Origin of the sequence: Clostridium sp. C1 (assembly GCF_018223625.1) — a bacterium.
Classification (GTDB): Bacteria; Bacillota_I; Bacilli_A; order Erysipelotrichales; family Coprobacillaceae; genus Allocoprobacillus.
In genome coordinates this window covers 174,740-200,869 of the sequence record NZ_CP073631.1, presented here as the reverse complement: position 1 = coordinate 200,869, position 26,130 = coordinate 174,740, and the positions used below count along the sequence as shown (strand labels likewise).

At 32.5% G+C, this 26,130-nt stretch carries 22 protein-coding genes and 1 pseudogene; all 23 read right to left on the bottom strand.

All coding sequences use genetic code 11. The features are described from left to right. Window positions 1-6 precede the first annotated feature (6 nt). A pseudogene (locus tag KEC48_RS00960) lies at window positions 7-942 on the bottom strand (type IV secretory system conjugative DNA transfer family protein); the annotation flags it as partial. Beyond that, the gene (locus KEC48_RS00955) at window positions 929-1,135 is read right to left on the bottom strand and encodes a hypothetical protein (protein ID WP_211963824.1); all 207 of its coding nucleotides are present in this window, start codon (window positions 1,133-1,135) and stop codon (window positions 929-931) included. The pseudogene KEC48_RS00960 and the gene KEC48_RS00955, both read right to left, overlap by 14 nt. After that, complete coding sequence (locus tag KEC48_RS00950) at window positions 1,132-2,040, bottom strand: hypothetical protein (protein ID WP_211963822.1); 909 nt, start codon at window positions 2,038-2,040, stop codon at window positions 1,132-1,134. Before KEC48_RS00950 ends, KEC48_RS00955 begins: the two co-directional genes overlap by 4 nt. 6 nt (window positions 2,041-2,046) lie before the next feature. After that, entirely contained in the window at window positions 2,047-2,787 is a 741-nt protein-coding gene (locus KEC48_RS00945; protein ID WP_211963820.1) for a PcfB family protein, read from the bottom strand. A gap of 230 nt (window positions 2,788-3,017) precedes the next feature. Next, window positions 3,018-3,590, bottom strand: coding sequence for a DUF3800 domain-containing protein (locus KEC48_RS00940; protein WP_211963818.1), 573 nt, complete (start codon window positions 3,588-3,590; stop codon window positions 3,018-3,020). Window positions 3,591-3,637: 47 nt separating this feature from the next. Continuing rightward, window positions 3,638-4,993, bottom strand: coding sequence for a relaxase/mobilization nuclease domain-containing protein (locus tag KEC48_RS00935; RefSeq protein WP_211963816.1), 1,356 nt, complete (start codon window positions 4,991-4,993; stop codon window positions 3,638-3,640). After that, window positions 4,993-5,334 (bottom strand): plasmid mobilization relaxosome protein MobC, encoded by a 342-nt coding sequence (mobC, locus tag KEC48_RS00930; protein WP_211963812.1) that lies wholly within the window; start codon window positions 5,332-5,334, stop codon window positions 4,993-4,995. Before mobC ends, KEC48_RS00935 begins: the two co-directional genes overlap by 1 nt. Before the next feature lie 229 nt (window positions 5,335-5,563). Further along, entirely contained in the window at window positions 5,564-5,761 is a 198-nt protein-coding gene (locus tag KEC48_RS00925) for a DpnD/PcfM family protein (RefSeq protein ID WP_211963810.1), read from the bottom strand. Next, entirely contained in the window at window positions 5,761-5,964 is a 204-nt protein-coding gene (locus KEC48_RS00920; protein WP_211963808.1) for a hypothetical protein, read from the bottom strand. Before KEC48_RS00920 ends, KEC48_RS00925 begins: the two co-directional genes overlap by 1 nt. A gap of 109 nt (window positions 5,965-6,073) precedes the next feature. Then, window positions 6,074-7,072 (bottom strand): DUF4238 domain-containing protein, encoded by a 999-nt coding sequence (locus tag KEC48_RS00915; protein WP_211963806.1) that lies wholly within the window; start codon window positions 7,070-7,072, stop codon window positions 6,074-6,076. 51 nt (window positions 7,073-7,123) lie between these two features. Further along, a complete protein-coding gene (locus KEC48_RS00910) occupies window positions 7,124-8,074 on the bottom strand; it encodes a DUF3991 and TOPRIM domain-containing protein (protein WP_211963804.1) in 951 nt (316 codons plus the stop codon). A gap of 46 nt (window positions 8,075-8,120) precedes the next feature. Continuing rightward, the gene (locus KEC48_RS16405; protein ID WP_349291052.1) at window positions 8,121-10,751 is read right to left on the bottom strand and encodes an SNF2-related protein; all 2,631 of its coding nucleotides are present in this window, start codon (window positions 10,749-10,751) and stop codon (window positions 8,121-8,123) included. 4,394 nt (window positions 10,752-15,145) lie between these two features. After that, on the bottom strand, window positions 15,146-15,490 hold the full coding sequence (locus tag KEC48_RS00900) for a TnpV protein (protein WP_211963800.1): 345 nt from the start codon (window positions 15,488-15,490) through the stop codon (window positions 15,146-15,148). A gap of 920 nt (window positions 15,491-16,410) precedes the next feature. Further along, window positions 16,411-16,827 (bottom strand): YjdF family protein, encoded by a 417-nt coding sequence (locus KEC48_RS00895; RefSeq protein WP_211963796.1) that lies wholly within the window; start codon window positions 16,825-16,827, stop codon window positions 16,411-16,413. A gap of 267 nt (window positions 16,828-17,094) precedes the next feature. Further along, window positions 17,095-17,850: a CPBP family intramembrane glutamic endopeptidase gene (locus KEC48_RS00890; protein ID WP_211963794.1), complete on the bottom strand. Its 756-nt coding sequence runs from the start codon at window positions 17,848-17,850 to the stop codon at window positions 17,095-17,097. A 78-nt stretch (window positions 17,851-17,928) separates the two neighbouring features. Next, a complete protein-coding gene (locus KEC48_RS00885) occupies window positions 17,929-18,660 on the bottom strand; it encodes an LPD28 domain-containing protein (protein WP_211963793.1) in 732 nt (243 codons plus the stop codon). Then, entirely contained in the window at window positions 18,650-19,375 is a 726-nt protein-coding gene (locus tag KEC48_RS00880) for a hypothetical protein (protein ID WP_211963792.1), read from the bottom strand. Before KEC48_RS00880 ends, KEC48_RS00885 begins: the two co-directional genes overlap by 11 nt. Next, entirely contained in the window at window positions 19,359-19,991 is a 633-nt protein-coding gene (locus tag KEC48_RS00875; protein WP_211963791.1) for a hypothetical protein, read from the bottom strand. Before KEC48_RS00875 ends, KEC48_RS00880 begins: the two co-directional genes overlap by 17 nt. A 74-nt stretch (window positions 19,992-20,065) precedes the next feature. Continuing rightward, the gene (locus KEC48_RS16300; protein ID WP_283092206.1) at window positions 20,066-20,191 is read right to left on the bottom strand and encodes a hypothetical protein; all 126 of its coding nucleotides are present in this window, start codon (window positions 20,189-20,191) and stop codon (window positions 20,066-20,068) included. Continuing rightward, a complete protein-coding gene (locus KEC48_RS00870) occupies window positions 20,181-23,657 on the bottom strand; it encodes a SpaA isopeptide-forming pilin-related protein (RefSeq protein ID WP_211963790.1) in 3,477 nt (1,158 codons plus the stop codon). The genes KEC48_RS16300 and KEC48_RS00870 overlap by 11 nt, the downstream gene beginning before the upstream one ends. A gap of 166 nt (window positions 23,658-23,823) precedes the next feature. Continuing rightward, a complete protein-coding gene (locus tag KEC48_RS16295; protein ID WP_283092205.1) occupies window positions 23,824-23,958 on the bottom strand; it encodes a hypothetical protein in 135 nt (44 codons plus the stop codon). Window positions 23,959-24,364: 406 nt separating this feature from the next. Beyond that, entirely contained in the window at window positions 24,365-25,321 is a 957-nt protein-coding gene (locus KEC48_RS00865) for a ParB/RepB/Spo0J family partition protein (RefSeq protein ID WP_211963789.1), read from the bottom strand. Next, the gene (locus tag KEC48_RS00860; RefSeq protein ID WP_211963788.1) at window positions 25,275-26,096 is read right to left on the bottom strand and encodes a ParA family protein; all 822 of its coding nucleotides are present in this window, start codon (window positions 26,094-26,096) and stop codon (window positions 25,275-25,277) included. Before KEC48_RS00860 ends, KEC48_RS00865 begins: the two co-directional genes overlap by 47 nt. Between the last annotated feature and the right edge of the window lie 34 nt (window positions 26,097-26,130).

The following is a 26,130-nucleotide window of genomic DNA, read 5'->3' as shown; positions in this document are numbered from 1 at the left end:
CTTTCAACTTACTACACCTGCTGCCTGTTTATATATCTTATACTGCTTCAATGCTAGACTATTTGGATTTCTCAGTTCAAGTCTTTCAAACAGTTCATCTAAAGGACTCTGATAATCTTCATCATCTTCTCGTACATCAGCAGAAGCAATCATTTCCATGACCATAGTAAAATTCTGTTCATTCTTGGGTGCTTCATGCAATAAATAAAGACATAATGCTTCTAATAAGGCAGTTTCGGACTTTTCCCAAAAGGGGTCATTGGTTTGACTTCCCTTTGGGGTTGTATTTCTAATCAGATTGGTAATCAATTTCAGTACATCCTTATCATCATAAATATATTCAAAAGGATTGTAACTGTGTGATTTGGTCATATTAATCAAATCAACGGCCTTGATAACATACCCTTTCTTTTCTAAAAGATAACCTGTATCTCTTAAAAGCTCTCCTTTTGGATCAAGGCAAACAAAACTTGTATTGCACTGCATTAGATTTGGCTTTCCATAGAATCTTGTCTTTCCAGCTCCACTCCCACCAATGACGATTGTATTCAGATTACGTCTATGTTTTTTTCCATCAAGTCCAATACGAACATTCTGACTCAAAATTTTATTCTGTGAAAAATTCTTATCGGCATATTTTTTATTGACGCTTCTATTGTTTGCCCATCTTGCTGAACCATACTCTTCCTGACGACGATAGTTTCTCTTATTAGAAAGACAGATTCCCATTCCACATACATAAACGACAATGAATAAACACATCGTTCTAAGACTGTCCTTACTCCATACAATAGAAAAAGGACTGTTCATTGCTTCGCTGATATATGGCAATGCATTCAACAGTCCTCCATCAATATAAGGTGCAATTTTAAGACTCAACCATACAACAGGTATGAAACCTATAATAAAAAGAACAAATCCATCATGATTATCTTTCCTCATAGATTTTCCTTGTTCCTTTCAAAGTATCAGCTCTAGCAGATTTTGCAATGATGGTTTCAATAAAATCATAGTTTTTATTTTCTCTGATCTGATCATCTCTCAATTTTTTCAGTGCATTGATAATGATTCTTCTCTCACAGTCTGTAACACAGATACAGACAATTTTTTCCCTTGATGCAAATAGCCCCATCATCTACTCACATCATTTCTTTGATGTTTTTTCTCTTGCTGTGATTTATAGATTCCTCTGTCAATGCGTTCACTGACATCTTCACATAGGTTTTTAATATTTCCCAATTCCTGTTTAATATCCTTTGATTTCATTCCAGAAAAATAATGAACAACCTGATCAGCAAATCGTATATCACGAACAGGAACTCCGTACTTTTGACAAAGAATATAGGCAGAACTTTCAATAAAAAACTGATTGTTTTCACGGTTATAATCAGAATACTGTTTATCAAATTCCACATGACAGTATTCTCTTGCAAGTCCCTGAATCAACTGTGTAGGACTCAAGTTATTAGCATAATAGATACATTTGGCATCGGGCGAATAAAATACAGGCTCCCCACCTTCAAAAGTATCTAATTGCTGTAAAGAAACTGGTGAATCATATGTTAGACCATTAATCATGTTTGCAACATTCATCTGTGGTGCATTATATAATGCTTCCTTTGTGTTGATCTGCGAAACATCAAATAAATACTTTGGATTATAGTTTGTACCATACGATCCATCTTCTCTTTGATATTCACCAGTGGGTTCTAGGACCTGTATACCCTTTTCACCTTTTTTAATATAGAGTTTGTTTTCACGCCAATGTTTGCCGTCCTTCAGCATCTTTGCATCAGGCTTCTGTGCCATAATCAAAAGAGCATTGGTCACTGTATAATCCAATCTTGCCATGAGATTTAAAAACTGCAGATATTTCTGTGGAGAAGAAACAACTTCACTAGACTGAACTTCTGCTAGTTTATACAGATGATTTCGTTTATCTTTCATCTGTTTTGCATATTCCTCTTTAGATAATCGTGGCTGTTTTCTTTCATTTGATCTTTGAGCATTTTTATTTAGCATTGCATAAATATTTTCCATGAAATGTTACCTCACTTTCTTCTTTATTCTTTTCTTTTTGATATTCTTATGCTGACTCTGTTGTTTGACAGTCGTCTTCTTTTCTTGCTGTTTCTTGATTTCATTGAGTTCTTTTCTCACCGATGGACGCTTATCAATAATATTTGGTTCTTTTCCTGCTTTGACTGAGGTAGGCTCGAACGGACTGGCGTCCTTTGTCGTTCGAGCAATAGTCGGGTTTTCAGAAAAACTCTTTTCTTCTTTCTTCATTGAATTCATTAATGATTTCACAAGTTTATCATGCTCTTCATCGCTCATTGTAGGAACATCCTTAAATGCCTGATTTTGTTTTGAAGTAGCATAATCATTAATTGTCTTTGCATCGACAGTTGCTAGTTCAAATTTATCAACTATTCGACTGATTTTTGAGGCATCCTCTGCTCTTACCATAATGTCACATACCCCATCAGTGTTGTTTTTTTCTTTCAGCACACAATACATAACACCATAGCGTTTTGCTTCCTGACAGAAAACCTTCAAATCATTATGATGAATAGCAAAGACTTTCAATTCCTTTCCAGACTTCAACATGGAATTAAGTCGTGCTTTTCCCTTAACTTTTTTCTTGTCCGTCAAAATAGCATAAAGCATTGCAGCTAAAGATTTAGATGCCATACCACCAGCTTTCAATGCAACATTGGCAGCAACTTCAATGCCTTGTAAGGTCATTCTTGTCATTTGATCAGCTGTTTCCCCACCTGTAGTCATTTTTTCACACTCCTTTTGTTGAAATTCAAATATTTAGAAATACAAAAAACGATGAATTGAATCATCGCTTAAGATTAAAAATTGATAAAACTGTATAGAAAAAGGTATGGCTCCGCATCAATCTGCACATCCCGCCACAAGAGGCAAGAAAACCATACCTATAAGAGTATACTCTCTTTCTAAACATAATATACCATTAATTCTGCATCATGTCAATCAATGACATAATACTATTCAATCGAATGATAATTCGTTAGAAGATAATATAATGTACTGTCTTTTTCATAAATATGATGACGTATAATACTACATATATTGTCTATAAATTGTAAACCATATTCTAAACGAGAATCCTGTTGGACAATAGATAAAACATTATTATTTTGTTTTATTGATTCGATTATTTTTAGTTCAAAATCAGTTTTATTAAATGTATCAAAAATGATATCAATTTCACAATCAATTTGTGAAACAATTTTATTCAATAACGAAATATAGACATTTTCCTTTTCTTGCTGATAAAACGATTTACTTTTTTTCTTATAAACAGCATAATAAATGGAATAATTCATTGTGCTTATATGTTCAAGCATACACACTTTAATCCTTTGATATTTTTTATCTAGTATTACAGATTTAAATTCTGTAAAGATTTTTTCTTTATCTTTTGGAGAAATGTGAAAGTTCTTTACCTTCTTCTTGAATTTTTTAAATGTTGCATCTGTTTTTAATTTAGAATCTGTTAATAAACCTGCAACTATAAAGTAATCCTCACATTCTGTTTCATCAACAAATAATATCATTATATGGTTTCCTCTTTCTTGTTAATAGTCTTTTTACATTCTATCATTTATCGTTCTGTATTTCTATATAAGCTGTTGAATTGTGTATCATTTTGTCTTTCATTCATTGATTTCATAATTTCTCTTATCTTCAATGAACGATTTTTTATTCCCTCATAAAGCCTCACCTCCTTTCGTAATTCCTTGATTTCTTCAGAAAGACTATACACATCTCTTTGAAGTTTCTCTTTTGTATCAGGATTTTTACAACGTCTGATTTTGTTATAAATACATCTGCGTTCCTTAATAAGTGATTCCAGTCTATTCTTGACAGTTGATTCTTCTTTTTTTAGATCATCAACTGTTTCAATTCTTTTTTTACACAATAGAGTTGCTTCCTTTGTTATTTGATCCATGTATCTTAAATCCTCTCTCAATAAAAAATGCACTCTTCTTTTATGAGGTGCATTCTTGGGTAATATTCCCATTTCAAACATATAACGAACATACAGTGCACGAAAGCCTGTTATCTTTTTTGATTTTTTAACATTTCCCTGATAGTGATATATTTTAGGTTTGACTTCTTGAACTGTGTCTATAAACCCTATATCATTATTCAAAATGCGAAGCTTGATATTTTCTTCACTGTATGATTCATCCTTTGTAAGATTATGAAGTCTGAAAAAAATTTCAGCACCCGGTGGTCTGATGGCTATATGCTTGACATCTGTTTTGACTTCATATCCCATTAATTTTAAATATCTAATGAATTGCGTAAAGGTCATTGAATTGTTGACGGCTCTATCAACATCATCTATCATAAGTGTTCGCCTTGTAGGCATCTTTTCTTTTTCAGCCAGCCACTCACTATAGTGCTTTCCTTTCTTTGGATTATCAATAACACTCAAACGATATTTTCTACAGATTTCATCAGACAAACGTCTTAATCTATCATAATCCTTATGCTTGTTTAAAAATCTTTTATGCGTTGCCCAAGATACAGAGTTTACTACAAAATGATTATGATAATGTTCCTTATCTAAATGCGTTGTCACCAATACTTCAAATTCATCACCCCACATCTTTTGAGCAAGTTCAACACCAATAGCATGAGCCGTTTCTGCAGTGACCTCTCCAGAGACAAATGACTGATATCCATGAAAGGCAAGAACACTATCTTCCTTATGTGCCGCCTTCTTTGTTTGAATCATCTGATCATACACATTGTAAGGATTGCAGTTGACACCACTAACATAGAATTGCTTTTCAGTTTTGAAAGCATCTTCTACATATTCGATAACATTTTCAAGTCCCTGAAATTCATAGGCATTGAAATCCTTATTTTCTGTTTTCATTGGATTAACAACATAATCAAGGACATCCTTCAAGCTATACTTAACAGCCCACATGGAAGTTGTTGCCACTATATATCCACCTCATCTTTTCTGTATTCACCATTGACATATAAAACATATTGAATCTGTTTTTGAAGCTCCTCAAAATTCTTTTTATATTTCATGACATCAATAGAGCCAGTCTTATAGGCAATCACTGCAATTTGGTTAATGTTATTTCCTATCTTCCTTAATTGATAAATGGTTTCTTTTAAATCTGGATAAGGCTTTTCTGCTGGCACAATCTTCTGAATAATCAATCGAAGATATGCTTCTCTTGAAAGACCTGTTTTAGTGACTGCCACATTCAAATGATTTAATTCATCATCGCTTAATCTGATTTCTACTCTATTTTTTCTTCTGACTTTCATGACAACCTCCCTGTATAATGCACATAATAATAACTCCACATAATGCTCCTAGTTCAAACACTCCCAACAATTTCAACCATTCCATAATTCTTTGCTCCTTTCTTGGGGTATTAGGGGGATTTCCCCTAACAAGCCGACTTTTGCCATCAAAAGTCCTTGCTTGCTACAATTTACGACATAGAAATAGGTCTCTCTTATTATGAGTCCAAATTTACCTGACGGAAGTATGCTATCTAGCATAATCATCACGTTTTCTTACTTTTTCAATGACATCAAATTCCGTCATTATATAATTTTCCTCATTCAAAACAAGTTCTTCATTTCGATATTTTTCTTTTAATTTGATAAGTGCTTCCTGTTCATTTTCTGCTTCAATGGTTTCCTGACACTGGTATGTTTCAGTTATTTCAACTATAAATTTTGGCATTAAATTTCATCTCCATTTTTTATATTTTCAAAAAAGGAATCAGTATTCTGCTCTAATTTTTCATATTGATTTTTAAGATTATTTAATTCTTTCAATCTTAAATTAATAACGTTTATTTCTTTATCTAACTGATTTCTTTTTTCAATTTTTAATTGTTTTTGTTGTTCTAGTTTTTGTATTTCTTTTATGATTTTTTTAATCAAATCAACCATCTCCTCTCTAAATTTATACAAAAGAAAAAGCAACTTCTTTTTTAGAAATTGCTTCTACCTTTATACTCTAATCTTAAATAATCAGTTATTTTTCTACCAATTATAATAATTGTAGGCATATGTTCTTATTTTTTACATTGACTGTTACTTTACTAAAAACCAGTTCAACATTTTTTAAAAGATTTAATTCATCAACATAGGTATACACTTGATTTTGACAGCTTTGATAAATAAGTGTATTAATTTTCTTAACCTTTTTAACATCACTACAAGACTTAATATACCAATCATTACTTAATAAAGGAGATGTTCTAAAAACTAAACAAATTTCCGTTGACAATGGAAAAATAATCATATTACAGTCTCCTTTTTTAAAAATAGAATATTTATAATGACTATCATCTACTTTTTTTAAAGTGCATATAGGAGAATCGCTTGTAATAAATGATTCTTCCGTTTTATTTACCAAAACATCACAAGTCATTTCCCCTATGCACATCATCTTTGCATTATAGTTATCTAATTCTCCAATTTGTCTTATATGATGTACTTTAGCATCATCATTATCATGAATACCAATATCAATTTTTTTATTATTAAAATTTTTCATGCCATTATTTCCACAAATTTCATTAACTGCATTGTAAATTTTAATATACATATTTTTATACAATGGAGATCTCATATATTGAATTAAAATATATAAAATGATATATTTTCGAATTTCAAAAAATTGTGAAAATGGAATAACTGTATTTATATTTTTTTCATTTAAAATATACTCTTTAAATTTTGAAAAAATATTACCCATAACAGATTCTAATTCTGAAAAAAATTTTTCCATATTGTTTGTATGAACATAATCCTCAAACTTTTTATTTTTAAAATCGATACCTTTAATCACTTCCTCTAACAGTGGAGAAGTTGGTTTATCTAAAGAAATATCGAAATAATCATTTTCACAAGCTACATTTCTAATCAACTGATTTTTTAAAATTTTATTTTCTTTTTTTAAATATACATTTATTTTATCTTCATTTATGCAAAAGTATTTTAAATAAAACTGTGGAACATAATGTTGTTTCTTAGTGTAATTCATTAGGAGTCACCTCTAATAAATTATCTCACTATACCTTTACGAAAACAATATTTACCTTAACATTGTTTTTTTCATCATTGAATTATTCAACAATATCTCATTTATATCTTTAAACTTCTTTGGACTTCTGTCAAAAATCTCATATCTTCCATTTAAATGATGTTTAATCTTTTCACTTGTTTCATAACCTGCTCTATCATTATCAAGATGTAAAACGATTTCTTTTATTTGTTTATTGTTCATTAAAAAATGTTCTAATGCTATTGGTAAAATTGAATCTTCAATATCTTTTCTAGCATTTGATGCACCTCCTAATGACAAATAGTTTTCATGATTCCAAGATCTGCCCTTTTGTTTTTCTAAAGTCTGAAATGACATTAAGTCAATTGGACTTTCAAACACATGAAGGACATCATTTGTTTTATTAACAAGTCTAAAACTATAGTGTTTATCACTTCCATACACATCTTTTTTCCAGTTATCATTGGTTGCTCTTTTAGATGCAAATCTTTCTTTACCTTTTACATCATAACCTACAAAGACAACAGAATGATCATTTTGGCATTCATAGATATATCCTTTCAAATAATAATAATTGACAATTTCACTATCAATACCTCTTTCATTGACTAAAAAATTAAACATGTTTTTTGATTGAGAACATATTTTCGGCAATTTAAAATCGCAAGATTGCTGTTTTATATGATATGCCTTTCTATAAACAGGTGGCTTTTCTGTGATGCATCTATATATCAAAAATGCAGCATCCAAAAAGGACATGTCACAAACTTTTATCAGATAATCCAATGCACTTTTTCCACCTATTCCTTTGGACCACCACATCCACATGCCATTAGTCATATGCAGACTATCATGTGTTCTTGTGACATAATCATTGTGTGATTTTCTTACAAGCTCATTAGGTTCATAATTTGATAAATAAGTTAATAGATCTATTTTTTTCACCATTGCCAGTTCTTCAGGCTTTAAATATTTTTTCATTTTCTTCCTCCCAATTATAAAAAGCCAATAAAATATATTATCAACTTTATCTTTCTAATGATATTGGTGTACGATATTTTTCTTCTGGAACTTCATCATCAAAAACTAAAGATTCCTTATCATCTTTTCCTCCAATATCAAGTTCTTTATCCAATTTTGATAATCTTTTACTTAAACTTTGTAGTTCATCTTCTTTTTCAAAAGGCTTCTCCACTTCTTCCTTCGCATTCATAAACTGCTGATAAGTTTCATCATATAATACTTTTTCTATTTCCAGTTTTTTAGGAATGGAATCTATAACATTATCAATACGGGTGATATTTCCATAGACATCATCACCTAATTCAACAGGATGACTCAAATGATTTTTTAAAGTTAAAATATAAACATTATGAAATGAGTCATATCTTAACGACATTTCAAATCCTCGATAGTTCCCTATCATGATTTCCTCCTGAGATTTTAATTCCTGACATGCTAAGAGTATTGCTTGTCCTGCTTGCTTTTTGTCTGTTATCTTTATATCCTTAATTATCATTTCAACAAATTCATTTTGATGAACAATTGATTCTATATCCTTTTTATAACCATGAATTCTTTCTTCGATAAGTTTGAATTTTTGAGGATAATACTTTACTATCCTATCTTCAAGCTCATATTTTTGTGAAAGATAATTGGCTTTAACCAGTTTAAGCTTAGCCACTTTCGTATCTAGTTCCATCTTTTCCTTTACTTTAGGATTTCCACTAGCTAATGCTTTTATCTCAGCATAACTAAGCGAAGCTTCGTCGATGTCTTCAGCACTTCTTACAGGGCTTTTTGAAGTCATGATTTGTGAAATAAACTTCTGTTTATTTTCAACAAGTTGATACAAATAAGCGTCAAATGTCCCTTCCGTTACATATCTATAAATATACACATCACTGTTTGTATTTCCCTGACGAATGATACGACCGGCTCTTTGCTCCAGATCACTTGGTCGCCACGGACAATCTAAATCATGACTGGCAATAAGCCTATCCTGAACATTTGTTCCTGCTCCCATCTTGCTTGTTGATCCGATAAGGATACGCACTTTTCCCTGTCTGACTTTGGAAAAAAGTTCTTTCTTTTTAGCATCAGTTTTTGCGTTATGAATATAGGCAATCTCATCATCAGGCACACCATTCTCAATGAGTTTCTTTCTTAATTCATCATATATATTGAACTCATTTGCCTTTGGTGTAGACATATCACAGAAAATCAATTGTGTTGATCTTTGACTTTCTGTTTCATGATAAATCCTTAAGACATTATCAATACATGCATTGACTTTACTATTTTCATATTCTGGTAGCAATGGATTGATAAGCCTCTGGTCTAAGGCTAACTTTCTTCCATCATTTGTTATTTTCAGCATATTGTCTTCACTAGGGTCTACACTATCTTCTCTTATCTTTTCAGCACGTTTGCCTAATGATTCAACAATTTCCTTTTGTATATCACTTGGCTTGACTGCAACATTATGATAATGAGCTTCAGGTGTTGGAAGATTCAGCATATCTGACGTCTTTATATCAGCTACTTCTTTGAACATGTTAATCAGTTCAGGCAGGTTAAAGAATTTCGCAAATCTTGTTTTCATGCGATAACCCGTTCCCTCTGGTGCAAGTTCAATCGCACTCATTGTTTCTCCAAATGTACTTGCCCAGCTATCAAAGTGCTGTAAATTGTGTTTGACAAGAGTTCCATATTGCAGGTATCTTTGCATTGTATACATTTCAGTCATTGAATTACTTATAGGCGTTCCGGTTGCAAAGACAATTCCCTTTCCACCAGTGATTTCATCCAAATAACGACACTTCATGAATAAGTCAGAAGATTTCTGTGCTTCAGTTTGAGCCAATCCTGATACATTTTTCATTTTTGTATAGAGAAAGAGATTCTTGTAATAATGAGCCTCATCAACAAAAAGACGATCTACACCCAATTCTTCAAAGGTAATGAGATCGTCCTTTCTATCCTGATTATTCAGTTTTTCAATCCTATTTTTTAAAGATTTTCTTGTTCTTTCCATCTGCTTGATGGTAAATCTTTCTCCTTTGTTGGCCCTCAATTGCTGGATACCACGTGTGATTTCTTCTATCTCGTTTTCAATCATCTGTTTCTGTCTCTCTATAGACATTGGTATTTTTTCAAATTGACTATGACCAACAATCACTGCATCATAATCACCAGTTACAATCCTTGAAAATAGCTTTTTACGATTCTTTTTTTCAAAATCTTTTTTCGTCGTGACCAATATGTTAGCACTTGGATAAAGCTGCAGAAATTCACTTCCCCACTGTTCAACAAGATGGTTGGGAACAACGAACATGGATTTATTGGACAACCCAAGTCGCTTGAGTTCCATACAGGCAGCCACCATTTCATATGTTTTTCCTGCACCAACTACGTGTGCAAGAAGAACATTATGACCATAGAGAATATGTGCAATGGCATCCTTTTGATGTTTTCTCAATTCTATCATAGGGTTCATGTTTGGAAAAGTTAGATGACTTCCATCATATTCACGGGGTCGAATACTATTGAAATTCGTGTTATAGATTTTTACCAATCTATCACGACGATTTGAATCTTTCCATACCCAATCAACAAAGGCTTCTTTAATGGAATCCTGCTTCTGCTGAGCAATCATCGTTTCCTTTTTATTAAGAATGGCGATTTTCTTACCCTCATCATCGTATTCATAATCATACACCTTTGTGGATTTTAAATTCAGACAGTCTTCTATGAGCTTATAACCATTGACACGATGGGTCCCATAGGTCTTATCAGCCTTGACATTATTCTTATCATAACCCTTTCCACTGATATTCCATGCTCCTGTCACATTGGAATAAGTGACATTAATATAATCCTGATAAAAGATTGATGTTCCCAGCAGTTCATAGACAAACTGTGTATAGACATCTTCAGGTATCCATGTAGCTCCAAGCCTGACTTCAATTTCACTTGCACTTAAGTCTTTTGGCAAAGCGTTTTCCAGTGCCTCAACGTGTTTCTGATATGATGGATCAATACCAGCTGATAGCTTAACCGTATCTAGTTTTTCACGCACATTTCCGCTCAAATATTCATCAGCAGTGATGTATTCATCCTTGACATCCTTATCCAATACATGAGGCACTTTATAAATCACACCATCAAGTTCATTGATCATATCATCAATGGAGTGACCACACAGATTACTCATATATTCAAGGTCAACTTTTCCTTTTTCTCCAAGTGATACCATCAATGCTTCATTGGCAGTGTCAACATGAGTAATATCTGCTTTCTTTCTAATGGTACGCTTTGTAAACATGTCAGCCTTGCTTTTGAGCGTTCCATCTTCATTGATATTTTCAAGCGAACACAACAAATAAAATGAACTGTCATCTCTAAATGCAAGTATATTTCCACGACTGTTGATAAGACCATACTTTGATATAAAGCTATCATAAATTTCGTTCAAATGAAGCTGTTCAGCCTTGATTTCTTCCTCCGGGTAATCTTGACTCTGAAATTCAATTAAACGCCTCACAGACTCTCTAATAGCGATTAAACCGATAATTCTATTTCTTGCAGTTGATGAAACATCAACTTTGTTCATCATGCTATTGATACGATAATAGATTTCACCATCAACGACTGTATAGCTGAAATTTCTAATATTTGGATCTGCTGGAATACTTTCAATAACTTCATCTTCTTCTATATCATCTTCAATGACATATTCATCAATCTTGCCATGAATATTGTCTATTGCATTATTAATAGCGTCTTTTAAAGAAATATCTTCATATGGGGTAACTGTCAAATCTTCTCTACCATACATGCTCCTTGTCTTTTCAACTGTTCCAAGAATCATTTCAGGATGGTCAATAAAATACTGATTCATGATGTTACCATGCTCATCAAAACCGGTTGACACCCATACTTCTTCGTTAACGATTGGTCTATCCCTTTTCTTTAAAAGGATGATGTCACTGACTGCTTTTGTATCATCAAATGCGTTATTCGGCAAACGGATAGCACCTATCAGTTCACATCTTTCATTGATATACTTTCGGACAGTGCTGTTTTTCTTGTCCATTGTATAACGTGATGTCACAAATGCAATCAGCCCTCCTGGTCTTATTTTATCAATTGTTTTTGCAAAGAAATAATCATGAATATTAAAATTCAATTTATCATACTGTTTATCCATGACCTTGAATTGTCCAAAAGGAACATTCCCTACTGCAACATCAAAAAAGCTATCAGGAAGCTTGGATTCCTCATAGCCCATCACTCCAATACTTGCATTCTGATACAGCTGTTTGGCAATTCTACCAGTAATCGAATCAATTTCGATTCCATAGAGTCTGGAATGCTTCAATTCATCTGGAATCATTCCAAAAAAACGTCCTGTACCGCATGATGGTTCAAGGATATTTCCATAATGAAATCCCATCTTCTCTAGTACCTTATAGATACCTTCAATCACAATCGGAGAGGTATAGAACGACGAAAGTGTTGACTCTCTTGCCTGTCTATATTCATCTTCCGTTAAAAGTTCCTTTAATTCAATGTATTCCTTTGACCACGATGCTTTTGTTTCATCAAACACCTCTTGAAGTCCACCCCATCCAACATATTTAGCAAGGATTTCCTGTTCTTCTGATGTTGCTAGACGATTTTCCTTTTCCAAAGAAAAAAGCAGCCTTATAGCTACAATGTTATTTTTATATCTTTCTTTAGGAGTACCTGCCCCTAGATGCTCATCTTTTATCTGATAATTAATACGTTCAGTTGAAAGGGTGTTTTTTTCACTGAATTCATTTTCAATAAGTTGTTCGTCATGATTATGAATGTATTCCTGAGGTATATCCGTATAACTTATTTTTCCATTTTCATCAAACTCAATAGAATAAAGGTTATCTTTTTCATCGTTTACATATAAACGCTTATATGAAAGATAATATCCTTTATCATGAATATTTTGGAGCCATGTTAGAGCGTATTCAGTCATATCTTTAATAGCCATATCAGATGTTGAGTCCCATTCAATATTCATATCCTGATTATGATAATAAACAGGCTTAACTGTCTTATCATTTTGATCAATTGTAAATTTCATATGAGGATTCATGATTTCTATGCCATTCATTTCATAAAAGTGGTACATATCAAAAATGCCTTCATCACGATCATAACTCAATGACAAGGGATAGTCCTTTTCATTGTTTGTCTTAAATGTCAAAAATGGAGAAGTCATATCCATGAATTCAGGAGCAAGCTGATAAAAAGCCTCATACAATCTCATCTGACTTTCCTTGTTTTGTTTAGGAAACGAAACATCATTATATGTCTTATCCAAAAGTGCATTAATCATATGCTCTCTAAAAGATGTATCAGTTGTATATAGATCATAAATGTCAGGATCTGTGATATTGATTGAAGTCATGATATCAATCATTGCTTCACGGATTAACAGTTCTGCTTCATATTCATCCGTATCACGCTCTTTTAATTGTGGATAATATTCACTATGCTGTATTTTGTCTATGAATACTTTAAGATATTCATCATGGAGCTCTTGTTTATTTCTTTCTTTATGCTTCTCATTAACAACAACAAGAAGATTGTCATTTAATGGGTTGTCTTTTAGAAGCTCCTTAAAATCAGTCCTTGGAATATAATCTATGAACAGAGGAAATGATTGGTCTTGAATAGCTACCATCTCTCCATCTTCGATAATGGTATATTCGTCAATGCCCTTGTAGATTTTATCACCAATTTTCCAACGATACTCTTTCTTAACGTTTTCATCTGGACTGTTCTCCACGACAACACCTGTCGGTTCATTATTTAACATTTTACGCTCATATTCCAGCTGTCGTTCCATCTGCTCATGGAGAAACTCTGGATAGTGTTCCATTTCATCCTTGCTCAGATAACGATTGGCAGTAACAAGTTCAGTGATTCTTTTGGCAATCTTTTTCCAGTTAAGTGTTATGCTGATTTCCTTTTTTCCTATCTGTCGGCTTCTGGAGAATCTGATTCCCCTGCTGTTATAGTCTATATCAATCATCCCTATTGCAGGAGATGCACCACCTGTTCCATATTCTTCTTTTAGAAACTGAGCATTTTCATTGACTGACTGATTTTGAAGCATTTGCTGATAGATTCTGTATTTTCCATTTTCAAAACCACTGCCACGAACAAGAGCACGGTCTATTTCCTCTTGAGAAAAATAGATGCCATTTTTTAGCTGTTCATCATTTTCATATATAGCTGTTTGTTGTTCTTCAACAGTAGGAGTTTGGACATTAGGAGCAAAATAGTGTGATAGAATCATACCATCTATTTCACTTGCTACAAGTGACCAACTGTAATCACTAGATGCTTTCTGATTGTCATACGTTCCCATGTAGATATGCAGATGATCATTCTCTTTCTTGAATCCAAGAATGACACCATCCACTTCCATTTCTACAATCTCGTCAGGATAAAAGTCCTTTATGAACTGTATTCGTTTTTGTTGATCTTGCTCATTGTTGAGAAATTCAATAATTTCAGTAGAGCTTTTTTTGAACTCACTTTTATATGAAAACAGGTAATAATCTACATTTCTCTTCATTGTTCCGTTTTTATAGGTCAACTGAATAGAAGTCATGCCTTTCTGTCTAGAATATAGATATTCGTCATTTTCAATCAGTTTTGCGACTTCCAGTTGAAGCTGAAAGAAAGTTAAATGAGAACTTGATTTCATATTTCGCCAACTACCAGACCATACATCAAGACCATTCCCATTTTTTTGATAGCCAATATAAGAAAAATCATTCTTTTCCGGACGTCTGAATGTTTCCACTAGAGTATCATCATAACATTCTGCAAGATATTGAGTACGTTCATTATCATCAGTATGTGTTAAGAAAAATTGTTGAATCTCCTCACGGGTATGCTGCAGCTTCACATCTTCTCTTAATAATGCAGGTAAATCTTGTAAATCAAAAGGCGGTATCTTTGGTTGATTCGTTACCTCAATATCGCCTAAATCCAAATTTAATTGTAAATGATTTCTTGAAGAATGACCTCTTCTATCTGTGCTTTCAGGATATTCATGTGTTGAACCCATTGCATGGAGTTCTTCTCTTTGCTTGGAGCTGGATGTTTCACTAACATCTGTTCCATCATTTTTTCCATCTTTGCCTGTGCCTGTTCCTCGACTTCCTTGAGATGTTTGTTCAATGTATTGCTTGCCCTCAAGGCGAACAGATGTGCCGGCTGGTTGGTTTTGAGATAATTCATTCTCAGCATTGCGTATTTCCCTAATGGATTTTCCTCGTTCCCAATCTTGAGATTTGGTAACTGGTAATCCCCTACCTGATTGTATGTGATTTCCTTCATGTATAACACTCCCTTCGTTATCATCCTTATCTTTATTTTGACTTGTTTCTTTAGACTGTGCAAATGTGCGATTTTCTGATTTTATCAGTTCTCGTGCCATTCGTCCGATTTCACTTAATGCCATATCTGTCAAATCCTTATTGGCAGTTCCTAAAACACCAATAACATCAAATGTATCGAATAAAGATATAGCATCGAATTCCCCCTTTTCAAAATAAAATCCCGGATCTATATCACTTCTTCTCATCAGACAATAGGCAATGGAGTTTTCAAGAATATTTTCAAATATTTTTTTGATTTCAAATACTTCCATACCCTCAAAAGAACTATCCTGATGATATTTTATAATCTGCTCTAAATAATCATTGTCATTATCTTCAACCAACCTTTGAGCAAGCAAAAGATATGCATTACCTAGATCATGCTCATCTTCTAAAATATCATACATATGTGACAATGATACAATCATATCACTATGCATGGATTCATCAATTGTCCATAGCTTAAGATTTTGGTGTTGTGGACTTCTTGTATCTGCAATGTCAAAAACATATCTCAGACTGGAATATTTTTTTGAATCATCTATTAACGCTATACCTTTAGCCCCTTTTTTTATCCATCTTTTCATTCGATTATTCCAATAATCAAATGTTGCACATACCTTTGCATCAGGCTTTTGAGCATAAATTAAAAGCTGATCAGCAAAATCATATTTAAACATATAAGAAGATGTATCTAAAAATGACAGCCATGATTTCTCATCTTTTACAACCGTCTTTGATGTTTCAGCTAATAAATCATTGACCATATCAAACTTATTCACTTTTTGCACCTCCTTTTCTTTCTGAAACAAAAAAAGAGATCTCAAAGTATTTTGAAATCTCTCATATTCAAATCATTTTAATAGAAAACATAAGAAACTAATGTCCCTTATGTTTTCTTTTTTTCTTTTGCTGTTTCAATTCAAACTTACGTTCATTATCAATCCTTTTTTGTCTATGACTTTGAACCTTACGAACTTTTTTATTTTGTTCTTGTTGTAATTTTAAAGCCTGTTGAGATTGAGTACCAATTCCTTTGTTTTGTAATTGTTTTTTTGCTTCTCTTAATCTTCTTTTAGGATTCTTATTTGTTTCCTTTTCGTTTGCTTCTACAGCTGGACTAAACTGCAAACTATTATATTTCTTCATTACATATTCTTGAATTTCATAATCTTTAGGTTCTTTACCAAATGTAACTTTTGCAACTGTAAGCTTATTGTCACAGATTTGTTCAAAAACACCTACCCAAAATGGATCTTCGAAATATACAGTGAGTTTACATTTTATATAGTCCATAATCATCCCTCCTTGTTAAATTCATATACAAAGAATGGACAACCCGGAGGGGCAGGTTACTTACCCTATAATTATAGGACGGCTGGGCTACCTACCAGCTCTAGCATTTATTCAATGCATTGCGTTTTTATCTTTGATATTTATATAATAATGGTCAATAACTCAATTATCAAGATTCTCTTTTATTTTTGATAACAATTATTAAAAATAATATGTGCTTTTTTTCACGGAAAATTTGGATTTGTTTGCTTAACAAACTTGAATTTCTTATTCTCGTATATATCTTTTATTTATATTTAAAATTAGCATTGATACTAATATTGTTACGATTAAACTTATAACACAACTTAAAGGACTATAATTAAATACAAATATTGCCGACAAGACATTTATCAAGCAATGCAATAATATACAAGGAAACACACCTTTTGACACTTTTCTAATTGTTGCTAAAGCATAACATAGAGTTAGGCACATTATTCCAAATAGAAAATAATTCATATTTACATTTGCAGTTCCTTTTATAAAAAATATCGGTAAATGCCATAGCCACCATATAATAGCAGTAAATAATGTTGCTATATTAAAACCAAAATTTTTTTCTAATTCAGGTTGTAAAATCATCCTCCACCCAACTTCTTCGTTTCCACCACCAAACAACATCATTGGTAGAATGATTATAAGCATATATATAGGAGCACCCATTTCATAGCCATTTATAGCACACCCCAAAACATAATAAATCAGTACAAATAAGATTACCAAAGCATAAGTCCAAATATTATGTTTTATATCAAATATTTCTTTTAACCATTCTTTAAAATTCTTAACTTTATTGCTCCTTTTTAATGATATATAAGAGGCAATAGTTGGGGAAAATCCTCCTATAAGGTGCATAATTCTTAAAAATATATTATTTACTGTAATATCAAATATTTGACTAATTAAAGCACCACCACCCCAAAACATTATCATTATGGCAAATGTTATTACTAAAAATTCTTTTACTAACTTTTTATTCATAAATATTCTTACCCTCACTACAAATTCTAATTTATCTAGTTCAATTATCTCATGAAGAAAATTTGTTTACAAGATAAACTAACGAAAATGATTAATGTTCACAATAGGATATTTCTTAAGAAAATCATGAGTTGAGATACTTTTAGCATCAGTAAACAATACATCTTTAATCTCACCTACATTTCTATATCCATGATGTAATCCTATCTTCTTTGTAGTCAATATGGTTCCCCAGAAATTAACGCGAATAGATTTTCCTATCATTGTAATTATTCCATCTTGATTATCATCGCACTGGCACTCATATTTGTATAACCCCTTAGGCAAATCTTTACTATCAATTCGATAGGGTGTGAATAAAGCAGGTTTATTGAAAATTGTTATTTCCTGAAATCTTATATCTTCCAGTTTTATCTTTTGTAGGTTGGGTATATTATTGTTTTTACTATTATTATAGAGTTGATATAGATTTCCTTTTACCAGTATGTCTGAAATAGAATGAATTTGATGTTCATTTATTGATGTACTTAGACATTTATCAAATCCTTCTTCATGCTTAAGGTATTGATAAGCTCTGAATAGATCCATAATGTAATCATCTTTATCAACGATCTGAGCTAGATATTTTAAATTTTCGTTACTTTGATGTGTAAACTTGAATCTTACATGAGTAAATTTAACATCATAAGGAGAGTCATATCCTAACTTGCGTAGGGAATTAGAAACATGATCATATCCTTTTGAAAGGTCAATATATACTTTCTTATCATCATTCTGTAATATCATCTTGAATGAATTTTCATCGCTCATATTTCTTTGTTCCTTTGATTGGCTTTGTTTTATTTCTTTCAAATTCAAGATGTTTGTTTAGAATGACTTGACATCGCTCTTTATAATCCTTGAAAGCATCTGTGTAACTTGAAAAATAGTGACCAGCATAATATCCATATTTTCTGTTAGGTGTAGTATCCCATGTCACATAAGGTGATGGGGAGATAGAGCTATGTCCTAAAACAATCGCTCTGTTTCCCACATTTGTTTCAGCAATAATTTTATATGGTCCATTTACTTCATGATAGAGATCAGAAATATCAATATGCTCTGCACTGAATAAAGAGATAACATGTGAAGTTATTTCATTTTTCTTGCAATACGATAAATATTTCTGAAGCCCCTCATCATGGCAAATTTTATTTCTACAGCTGTCAATATTACGCCAGATTCCATAATGTTCATCCAGAGTCATGTATTCTATTTCAAAACCATTTTCAAGGTCATCAAGCAGATAATCTTCGATGTTATAATCCCATTCCGGTATTTTCTGATATTCAAACTTTCCATGAATATTTTCACAAACACACCTTATTTCATCAGGATCATTTTGAGACACCGCTATTGCCTGAAATCCAATTGTTCCATCTTCATTTTTAAGTGACAGAACTTGACTGATAATCATATCAAATTCTTCTTTATCCCTGAATATTTGATAGGTGTTATTGATGAAATCATTAACTTCTTTCTTCATTTTTTAATCCCCTATCTAGAATTTTATAGCCTAGTTCGTTTCTGATCTGATATATATCTATCATGTGATTATTGACCTCTATCATACTTTTTATAAGTTTTTTAGATGATTCAAGGGTAAATTTGCCTAGCAATTCATGAATGAAATCAGGAAATAGTGCGCCACTGTAATGGGAAAGAAGGGTAGAGGAAATCCCTGTTTCATGGCAGAATTCAAGATAGTCGATGGTTCCGTCACTAAAATATTCAATGTTGTCATAATAGGTATTTATGAATTCCCATACTGCAATATGAAAGGCGATGGATATATAAACAATCTTGTATCCTTTATTCAATTGCTGAAGCACGTATCCCTCAACACATTCATCAAACAACTCTCTATATTTTTGTTTGTCATAACGAATGTTTTGAAGAGGAATAGATTTGGCTCTTGCCTTTGGTCGAAACAGATAGGCTTTGGATGGTTCAGTTTTATCTGAAACTCCTGCAGTATAATAATATTTTCCATTGATTTCCTTGGCGAGAATAAAGTCTACATGTGGATATTCATACAACTTTGAATGATTTATTTCACTGAGAACATTTTCCAGATGTTCTATTCTATTTTTTAAAAGCATAGTTTTCATTCCTTTCCTTTATCTAAAAACAGGCAGCGATGATGCCACCTGTTTTTAATAATTAATTGTTATTATTATTGTTTTTGTTTCATTTCAATGAGTTTTCTTTTTTGTCTTTTGACTTTGACATATATCTTGATGCCTAAAACAGCTATCATGATTGATAATGTTACTGTTATAATCCATAGGCTACTGTTCATTCATGTCACCATCTTTCTTTTTTGATTTTCTTAATATCACTAGGGTTGCGATTCCTGCCATTGCCATGACTGCTAGATATAATCCTGTTTGAGAATCATCTCCTGTCTTGACAACAGTTGCCTTAGGTTGATCCTTCATAACAACTTTTTGAACTTCTCCAGTATCAGCAATAGTAAATTCTACATCACTGGCAACTTCATATCCTACTGGGGCAAGATCTTCATGTAGGATATAAATTTTTCCTACTTCCAGTCCTTCGATTCGATGTGGTTCTTTCTCTGAAGTCCATTGTTCAATCACTTCTCCTGTTTCCTTATCAGTCAAAGTGAGTTTGGCACCTTCGATTTCTTTTTCATTTATTGCATCGACCTTTGAAATATCTACTTTTGTGATTTCATCTTTCATAGTCACTTTTGTTGGAGTTCCATCAGCATTGACTGTAAAAGTCACATCACTGGCTGTTGCATAACCAATAGGTGCCAAGTCTTCATGAAGTGTGTATTCTTCATTGACTAACAAGCCTCTGATGATATGTGGTTCATTTCCTGAAATCCATGTTTCTACAAGATTTCCTTCTTTATCAAATAATGATAACTGAGCTCCTGGCAGTTCTTTTTCATCAGTTGCACTGACTTTAGAAATTTCAGTTGTTGTTTTTTCATTTTCTATATTGATTTCTTTTGTATAGATAATTTTATCACTGTGATCATAGCTTAAATCAATATCATAAACAGTATCGTTTGGTACATATCCTTCAAGAGTCTGAACTTCTTTCAATTCATATTTTCCTAATGGAAGATTTCCAATATGGATTTCTCCAAGTTCGTTGGTTACATATAATCCATTTTCAGAAATATCTACGGATACTTTATCACCAGCTTTATACAGTAATGTATTTCTTCCATCAAGAGAATAGATATCTTCCTTTGCTGTTAATTCAAATGTAATGCCACCTAATGGTTCTTTTGTATCCTTGTCAGTCTTAAATAAGTCAATCTGTCCATATGGAGCAATATTAGTGACATTGATTTCATGAGTATATTCCTTAGTTGTTGTATCTTCTGCTTTAAAGATAATGTCATGTACAGTTTCATCTAAAACATAACCTTCATTTGTCAATGTTTCTTTTAATTCATATTCGCCCATGAATAGATCATCAATAATGATCTGTCCATTGACATCAGTTTTTCCTTTGGTAACAACTTCCCCTTTTTTAAAAAGAATAGATCCATCTATTGCAGAAACAATATCATTTTTGGCAGTCAACAGATACTCAATGTCTGTCATGGCTTTGCCAGTTTCCTTATCTGTTTTATTAATGATGATTTTTCCTTTAGGTTGAGCATTGGCTACCTTTACAGTAAGAATAGGCACTTTATCATCGTCTACGTCATAATCATATTGATTAGTGATTGTAAATGAAATTGGTTCCTCTAAAGCTAAAAATCCTTCAGGAGTTTTCACTTCTTCAATGGTATATGTTCCTGCATCCAATTCTAATGGTAAAGTCACTTCTCCTAGTTCACCAAAAGGAACAGTTATCTGATTCTTTGAATTTGTAGTAAATGTGTCAACTTTTTTACCTGCGACTTTTTGAACAACATAGTTACCCTCACTATCCTTGATTTTAAAGTTTGCACCATTTAAAGTGACTGTCTTTCCTGTTTCTTCATCAACTTTAATTAATTTAACCTGTGAAGTGAAAGGTCTATTGTTGATATTGATAATCTTGATTTGTTCAATATCTTCATATTCTGTGTAATCATCAGTCACACTGATTGTAAAGTCTGGAGCAGTGATATAGTCCTTTGGAGTCTTTGTCTCTTTTACGAGATATTCTCCGTGAGGAAGATATGGAGTCGTAGCACGACCATTTTCATCAGTAGTGATGATTGCATATGTTGTTGCATTATCCCATCCTACATGATTGACCTCACTTTTCAGTTTCCACGTAAATTCAGCTCCCTGCAGTCCTTTTACAATACCAGAAATACTGTCCTTTTCACCTGATTTAAACACCTGAATTTTTTGCATGTTGACACGATTTGATGTATCAGCTTCCTTGATAACTTTAGAAACTGTCTGACCTTGATACTCAAGAGAAACATTGATAATAGAAGTATTTAAAACCAATGAATCATTTGATGATGTTTCCTTGATGTAATAATCACCTAGTGGAAGATTATCCCAAGTGATTTTTCCATCTTTGTTTGTTTCCTTGGCTGATACTAAAGCATCTTTTTCATAATATGTTTTTGTACCAGCTTTATTCATGATTCTTTCTTTGGCACGCAATTCATAAGTATTGCCTTCTAATGTTGCATCACCGATTAAACCGTTTGTTTTAGAAGAATCAATGGATTTTGTTAATTCTATCTTTCCGGTTGGTTCATCATTTGTAAAATCAATAGAAGTTGTTTCATTTGCTGTTATTTCAAATGATTTCTCATTCACATTGATGAGATATCCATTAGCAGATTTTGTTTCAACTGCTTTATATTCACCTAATTCCAGTTTATCTAGAATGATCTGCCCATTTCCATCTGTTGTGTACGTTTTATCATAATCATTTGGTCCTGTAATTCTGAATGTCGTATTTGGAATAGTGGTACTCTGATCATCATTATATTTTGTTAATACAAGCTTTCCGAATTGATTGACTGTCACTTTCATTGAAGTCTGCATGACATCATCAATTTTGAAACTTGCAACTGCCTGACAGTCATCAGCAGTATAATAAATACTGACTCCTGTTTCACTTGCAGGAATATCCTTCTTCAATACAATATTTGCTTCATTAATAGATGATGAACCTTTTACAGTTAACGTATTTCCACTAATCTTAACATCCAGCCCTCCATCATCTACAACAACCATATCTTCCAAGACACCATTTGTATCAGTCAAAGTCAATGTCTTATCTGCATCAATATTGTGTGTTTTACTTGCAAATGATGGAGCAACATAAAAATTATCAACATCAGCTAAAATCTCCTTCCATTTTTGCTGAACTTCTGCATAGGTGTAAGCTGTTGAAGTTCTCACCCATTCTAGATCGTTTCTTTCATGAATCTCTCTCCAAAGTAATCCCTGAGTGATTGCATACCAATCTCTTCCAGTTCTACCAGGTACTTTTGTTCCATAATAGGCTATTAAAGATAATCTCTTTGCTTTTTCTTCAGTGATACCTATATCCTTATAAGTTCCAGCAGTTACTTTTTTATTATTACGAAAAGTTGTATAATAATCCACGCAGAATACTGGCTGATCATCAACCAATAAATATCCTTCAGTACCATGTTCACTTCCATCAGTAGGATCAATAAGAACCCAATCTTTATACTGAATAGAATCTGTTGTTCCCGTTAATGCAAATGCATTTGTAGCAAGTCCATTTATTAACATCACAGCACTTGCCATACATAGGACTGATTTCTTTGCTATATTTTTTATTTTCTTTAACATTTTTTCTTCTCCTCACATTTCAAATTTTTATATCAAAAAGAGGAACTTTTTCTGTTCCTCAATCTAAGCATGGCGATCTAATTTTGATTTTCATAGTCATTTCCTTTCCAACAAAAAAGACATCTCATTTTGAGATGCCTAATAATCTTGTTTATTCAGTTTCATATTATTCTAAATATGGTCTAATATTCTTTTCAATTTGTTCAACATTGTTTTCCTTGATTCTTAGCTTTTCCTCATTATCCCAAGTTAAAAACACTGCTAACCATACAACAAGTAAAATAATTAACATTTTCTTCATATCACTCAGCTCCTATTTATTTTGATTAATATCTTTTATGTCTTCATTTTATACTGAGCACCTATGAATATCAAATCTATGATTTTTCTGATTTTTTCTGGTTTCGATTCTTTCTTCTAACAGATTCACTTCCTTTTGTATTTCGTCTTACAAAACATCTATACACTTTATCAAACACTTTCTTTTTCTTCACAATATTCTCCTCTATTCTTTTTATAGATATAAGCAATATATCTTAAATACATATGTTGATTTCTTCCGTCAGGTTATATATACCCGTTAGGTTAGAAAGGGGTTCTTAGGGGAAAACGCAGTCACGTTTCCACGCAAAAAAACAGACTCCCCCTTACAAGTCTGTTGGAATGACATGATTTACGATTTCTAAGGTCACATGTGTAACCATTAGCTATCTTTCATGTTCCTTACTTCTTTTTTTTGCCCAAGATTTTAACAATTTTAAAATCACTTCGCTTTTCTGTCTTGGTGTATAGTCTTTAGGAAAGTATTCATCAATATCCTCCATTTTAAAAGAAATCTTTTCTTTTTGATTGGCTTTAATTTCAGTCATAATTGAATAGATAACATTCTCATCCAATCTGTTTTGTTTTGATAATTCTTTCATTCTGATAGCTTGGGCATGACTTGGCGTTAAATCAAGTTCTTCAATGTATTTAACCACAAATTCCTGATTCTCTTTGGATAGATAAGATAATTCAACCGCTGGGTTAAACGCTATTTTCTTTTTATCCTCTCTTAATCCATCAACCATGTCTCTCAACGGTTCAATCAACTCTGTTAAGCGAATATATCTTTTGACTTGATTTTTACTTTCTCCTACTTCATTAGCTAATATTTCAACAGATTTAATACCCTTTAACTTGTGTCCAACTTGGGCACAAGTTAAATCAACTCTCTTACCTTGCCTTTTTATTGCCTCTAATTTCATCTTATAAGCAAAGCCTCGTTCTGTTGGCAATATCGTTTCTCGCTGAATATTTGAATCAACCATGATGATTGTTGCCTGCTCGTCAGTCAAGTCACGTACAATCGCTGGAACTGTGTCTAAACCATTCATTTCAGCGGCTTTCATCCTTCGATGTCCTGAAACCATTTCATAACCATTTCCGTCTTTAGAAGGTCTAACAAGAGTTGGTAAAAGTATTCCATTTTCAGTTACACTTTCTATCAGTTTCAGCATCTGCTCATCTTCTCTTACCTTAAATGGATGATTTTTAAATTCATGGATTTCATTAATAGGAAGTTCCATGATCTTTTCTAGTTTTGCTTCCTGACGTTGTTCCTCACTTGTAAACAGATCATCGTATGAAGGTATTCTTATGTCGTTTATGTTCTTTTTCGGCATTTAAGATAACCTCCTTTGTAAAAGCATTATAGGCTTTGGTTGCTGAACCTTTTGGATCATACAAAAATATACTCTGCCCTGTCCCTGTAGATTCGGCTGCTTTGGTACATCGTGGAATCGTCATATCAAACACTTTAATATGACTTCCAAAATTCTTCCTCACATCATTTGTAATTTTTTTTGAAAGATTTGTTCTTTCGTTCGTCATGGTAATCAAAACACCTTCAATCTTTAAATCCTGATTGAGATTTCGTTTGACCATATTTATTGACTTTAATAAATCTGCCATACCTTCCACTCCATAGGGTTCAGCCTGAACAGTAATAATGACCTTATCTGAAGCAGTCAATGCATTGATAGGTAAATTGTCCAATGATGGATTGGTATCAATAACAATAAAATCATAATCATCCCTGACAGTATCAATAAATCTTTTCACAACAGTTTCTCGACACATGGTACTCTCTAATGCTGCATTAATACTTGCAAGTGATATATTTGATGGAACAATGTCTACATTTTCATCACTATGCAAAATAAGTTGTTCCTTATCAATAGGAATGTCCTGAATAACAGATAAAATCACATCCCTCATGGATAAAGGATATTGACTACTGTCATAATATCCAAATGCTTTTGTTGAATGACCTTGTGGATCTAAATCTACAAGTAGTACTTTTTTATCATGTAGTGCTAAACATGCACTTAAACTTACAGATGTCATTGTTTTACCAACGCCACCCTTTTGATTAGCAATTGCAATGACTTCAGCCATATTTTTTCACCTCAGTCCATTTATATAACATTTT

What these genes read in the sequence shown, in the direction of transcription:
- KEC48_RS00860 (WP_211963788.1), bottom strand. Translation starts at nt 26,096, where the DNA reads ATGGCTGAAGTCATTGCAATTGCTAATCAAAAGGGTGGCGTTGGTAAA.
- KEC48_RS16300 (WP_283092206.1), bottom strand. Translation starts at nt 20,191, where the DNA reads ATGAACAGTAGCCTATGGATTATAACAGTAACATTATCAATCATGATA.
- KEC48_RS00870 (WP_211963790.1), bottom strand. Translation starts at nt 23,657, where the DNA reads ATGTTAAAGAAAATAAAAAATATAGCAAAGAAATCAGTCCTATGTATG.
- KEC48_RS00865 (WP_211963789.1), bottom strand. Translation starts at nt 25,321, where the DNA reads ATGCCGAAAAAGAACATAAACGACATAAGAATACCTTCATACGATGAT.
- KEC48_RS00895 (WP_211963796.1), bottom strand. Translation starts at nt 16,827, where the DNA reads ATGGACTATATAAAATGTAAACTCACTGTATATTTCGAAGATCCATTT.
- KEC48_RS00915 (WP_211963806.1), bottom strand. Translation starts at nt 7,072, where the DNA reads ATGAATTACACTAAGAAACAACATTATGTTCCACAGTTTTATTTAAAA.
- KEC48_RS00940 (WP_211963818.1), bottom strand. Translation starts at nt 3,590, where the DNA reads ATGATATTATTTGTTGATGAAACAGAATGTGAGGATTACTTTATAGTT.
- KEC48_RS00925 (WP_211963810.1), bottom strand. Translation starts at nt 5,761, where the DNA reads ATGCCAAAATTTATAGTTGAAATAACTGAAACATACCAGTGTCAGGAA.
- KEC48_RS00890 (WP_211963794.1), bottom strand. Translation starts at nt 17,850, where the DNA reads ATGAATAAAAAGTTAGTAAAAGAATTTTTAGTAATAACATTTGCCATA.
- KEC48_RS00950 (WP_211963822.1), bottom strand. Translation starts at nt 2,040, where the DNA reads ATGGAAAATATTTATGCAATGCTAAATAAAAATGCTCAAAGATCAAAT.
- mobC (WP_211963812.1), bottom strand. Translation starts at nt 5,334, where the DNA reads ATGAAAGTCAGAAGAAAAAATAGAGTAGAAATCAGATTAAGCGATGAT.
- KEC48_RS00875 (WP_211963791.1), bottom strand. Translation starts at nt 19,991, where the DNA reads ATGCTTTTAAAAAATAGAATAGAACATCTGGAAAATGTTCTCAGTGAA.
- KEC48_RS16405 (WP_349291052.1), bottom strand. Translation starts at nt 10,751, where the DNA reads ATGATTGCTCAGCAGAAGCAGGATTCCATTAAAGAAGCCTTTGTTGAT.
- KEC48_RS00880 (WP_211963792.1), bottom strand. Translation starts at nt 19,375, where the DNA reads ATGAAGAAAGAAGTTAATGATTTCATCAATAACACCTATCAAATATTC.
- KEC48_RS00910 (WP_211963804.1), bottom strand. Translation starts at nt 8,074, where the DNA reads ATGAAAAAATATTTAAAGCCTGAAGAACTGGCAATGGTGAAAAAAATA.
- KEC48_RS16295 (WP_283092205.1), bottom strand. Translation starts at nt 23,958, where the DNA reads ATGAAGAAAATGTTAATTATTTTACTTGTTGTATGGTTAGCAGTGTTT.
- KEC48_RS00900 (WP_211963800.1), bottom strand. Translation starts at nt 15,490, where the DNA reads ATGAAGGAAATCACATACAATCAGGTAGGGGATTACCAGTTACCAAAT.
- KEC48_RS00945 (WP_211963820.1), bottom strand. Translation starts at nt 2,787, where the DNA reads ATGACTACAGGTGGGGAAACAGCTGATCAAATGACAAGAATGACCTTA.
- KEC48_RS00955 (WP_211963824.1), bottom strand. Translation starts at nt 1,135, where the DNA reads ATGATGGGGCTATTTGCATCAAGGGAAAAAATTGTCTGTATCTGTGTT.
- KEC48_RS00885 (WP_211963793.1), bottom strand. Translation starts at nt 18,660, where the DNA reads ATGAGCGATGAAAATTCATTCAAGATGATATTACAGAATGATGATAAG.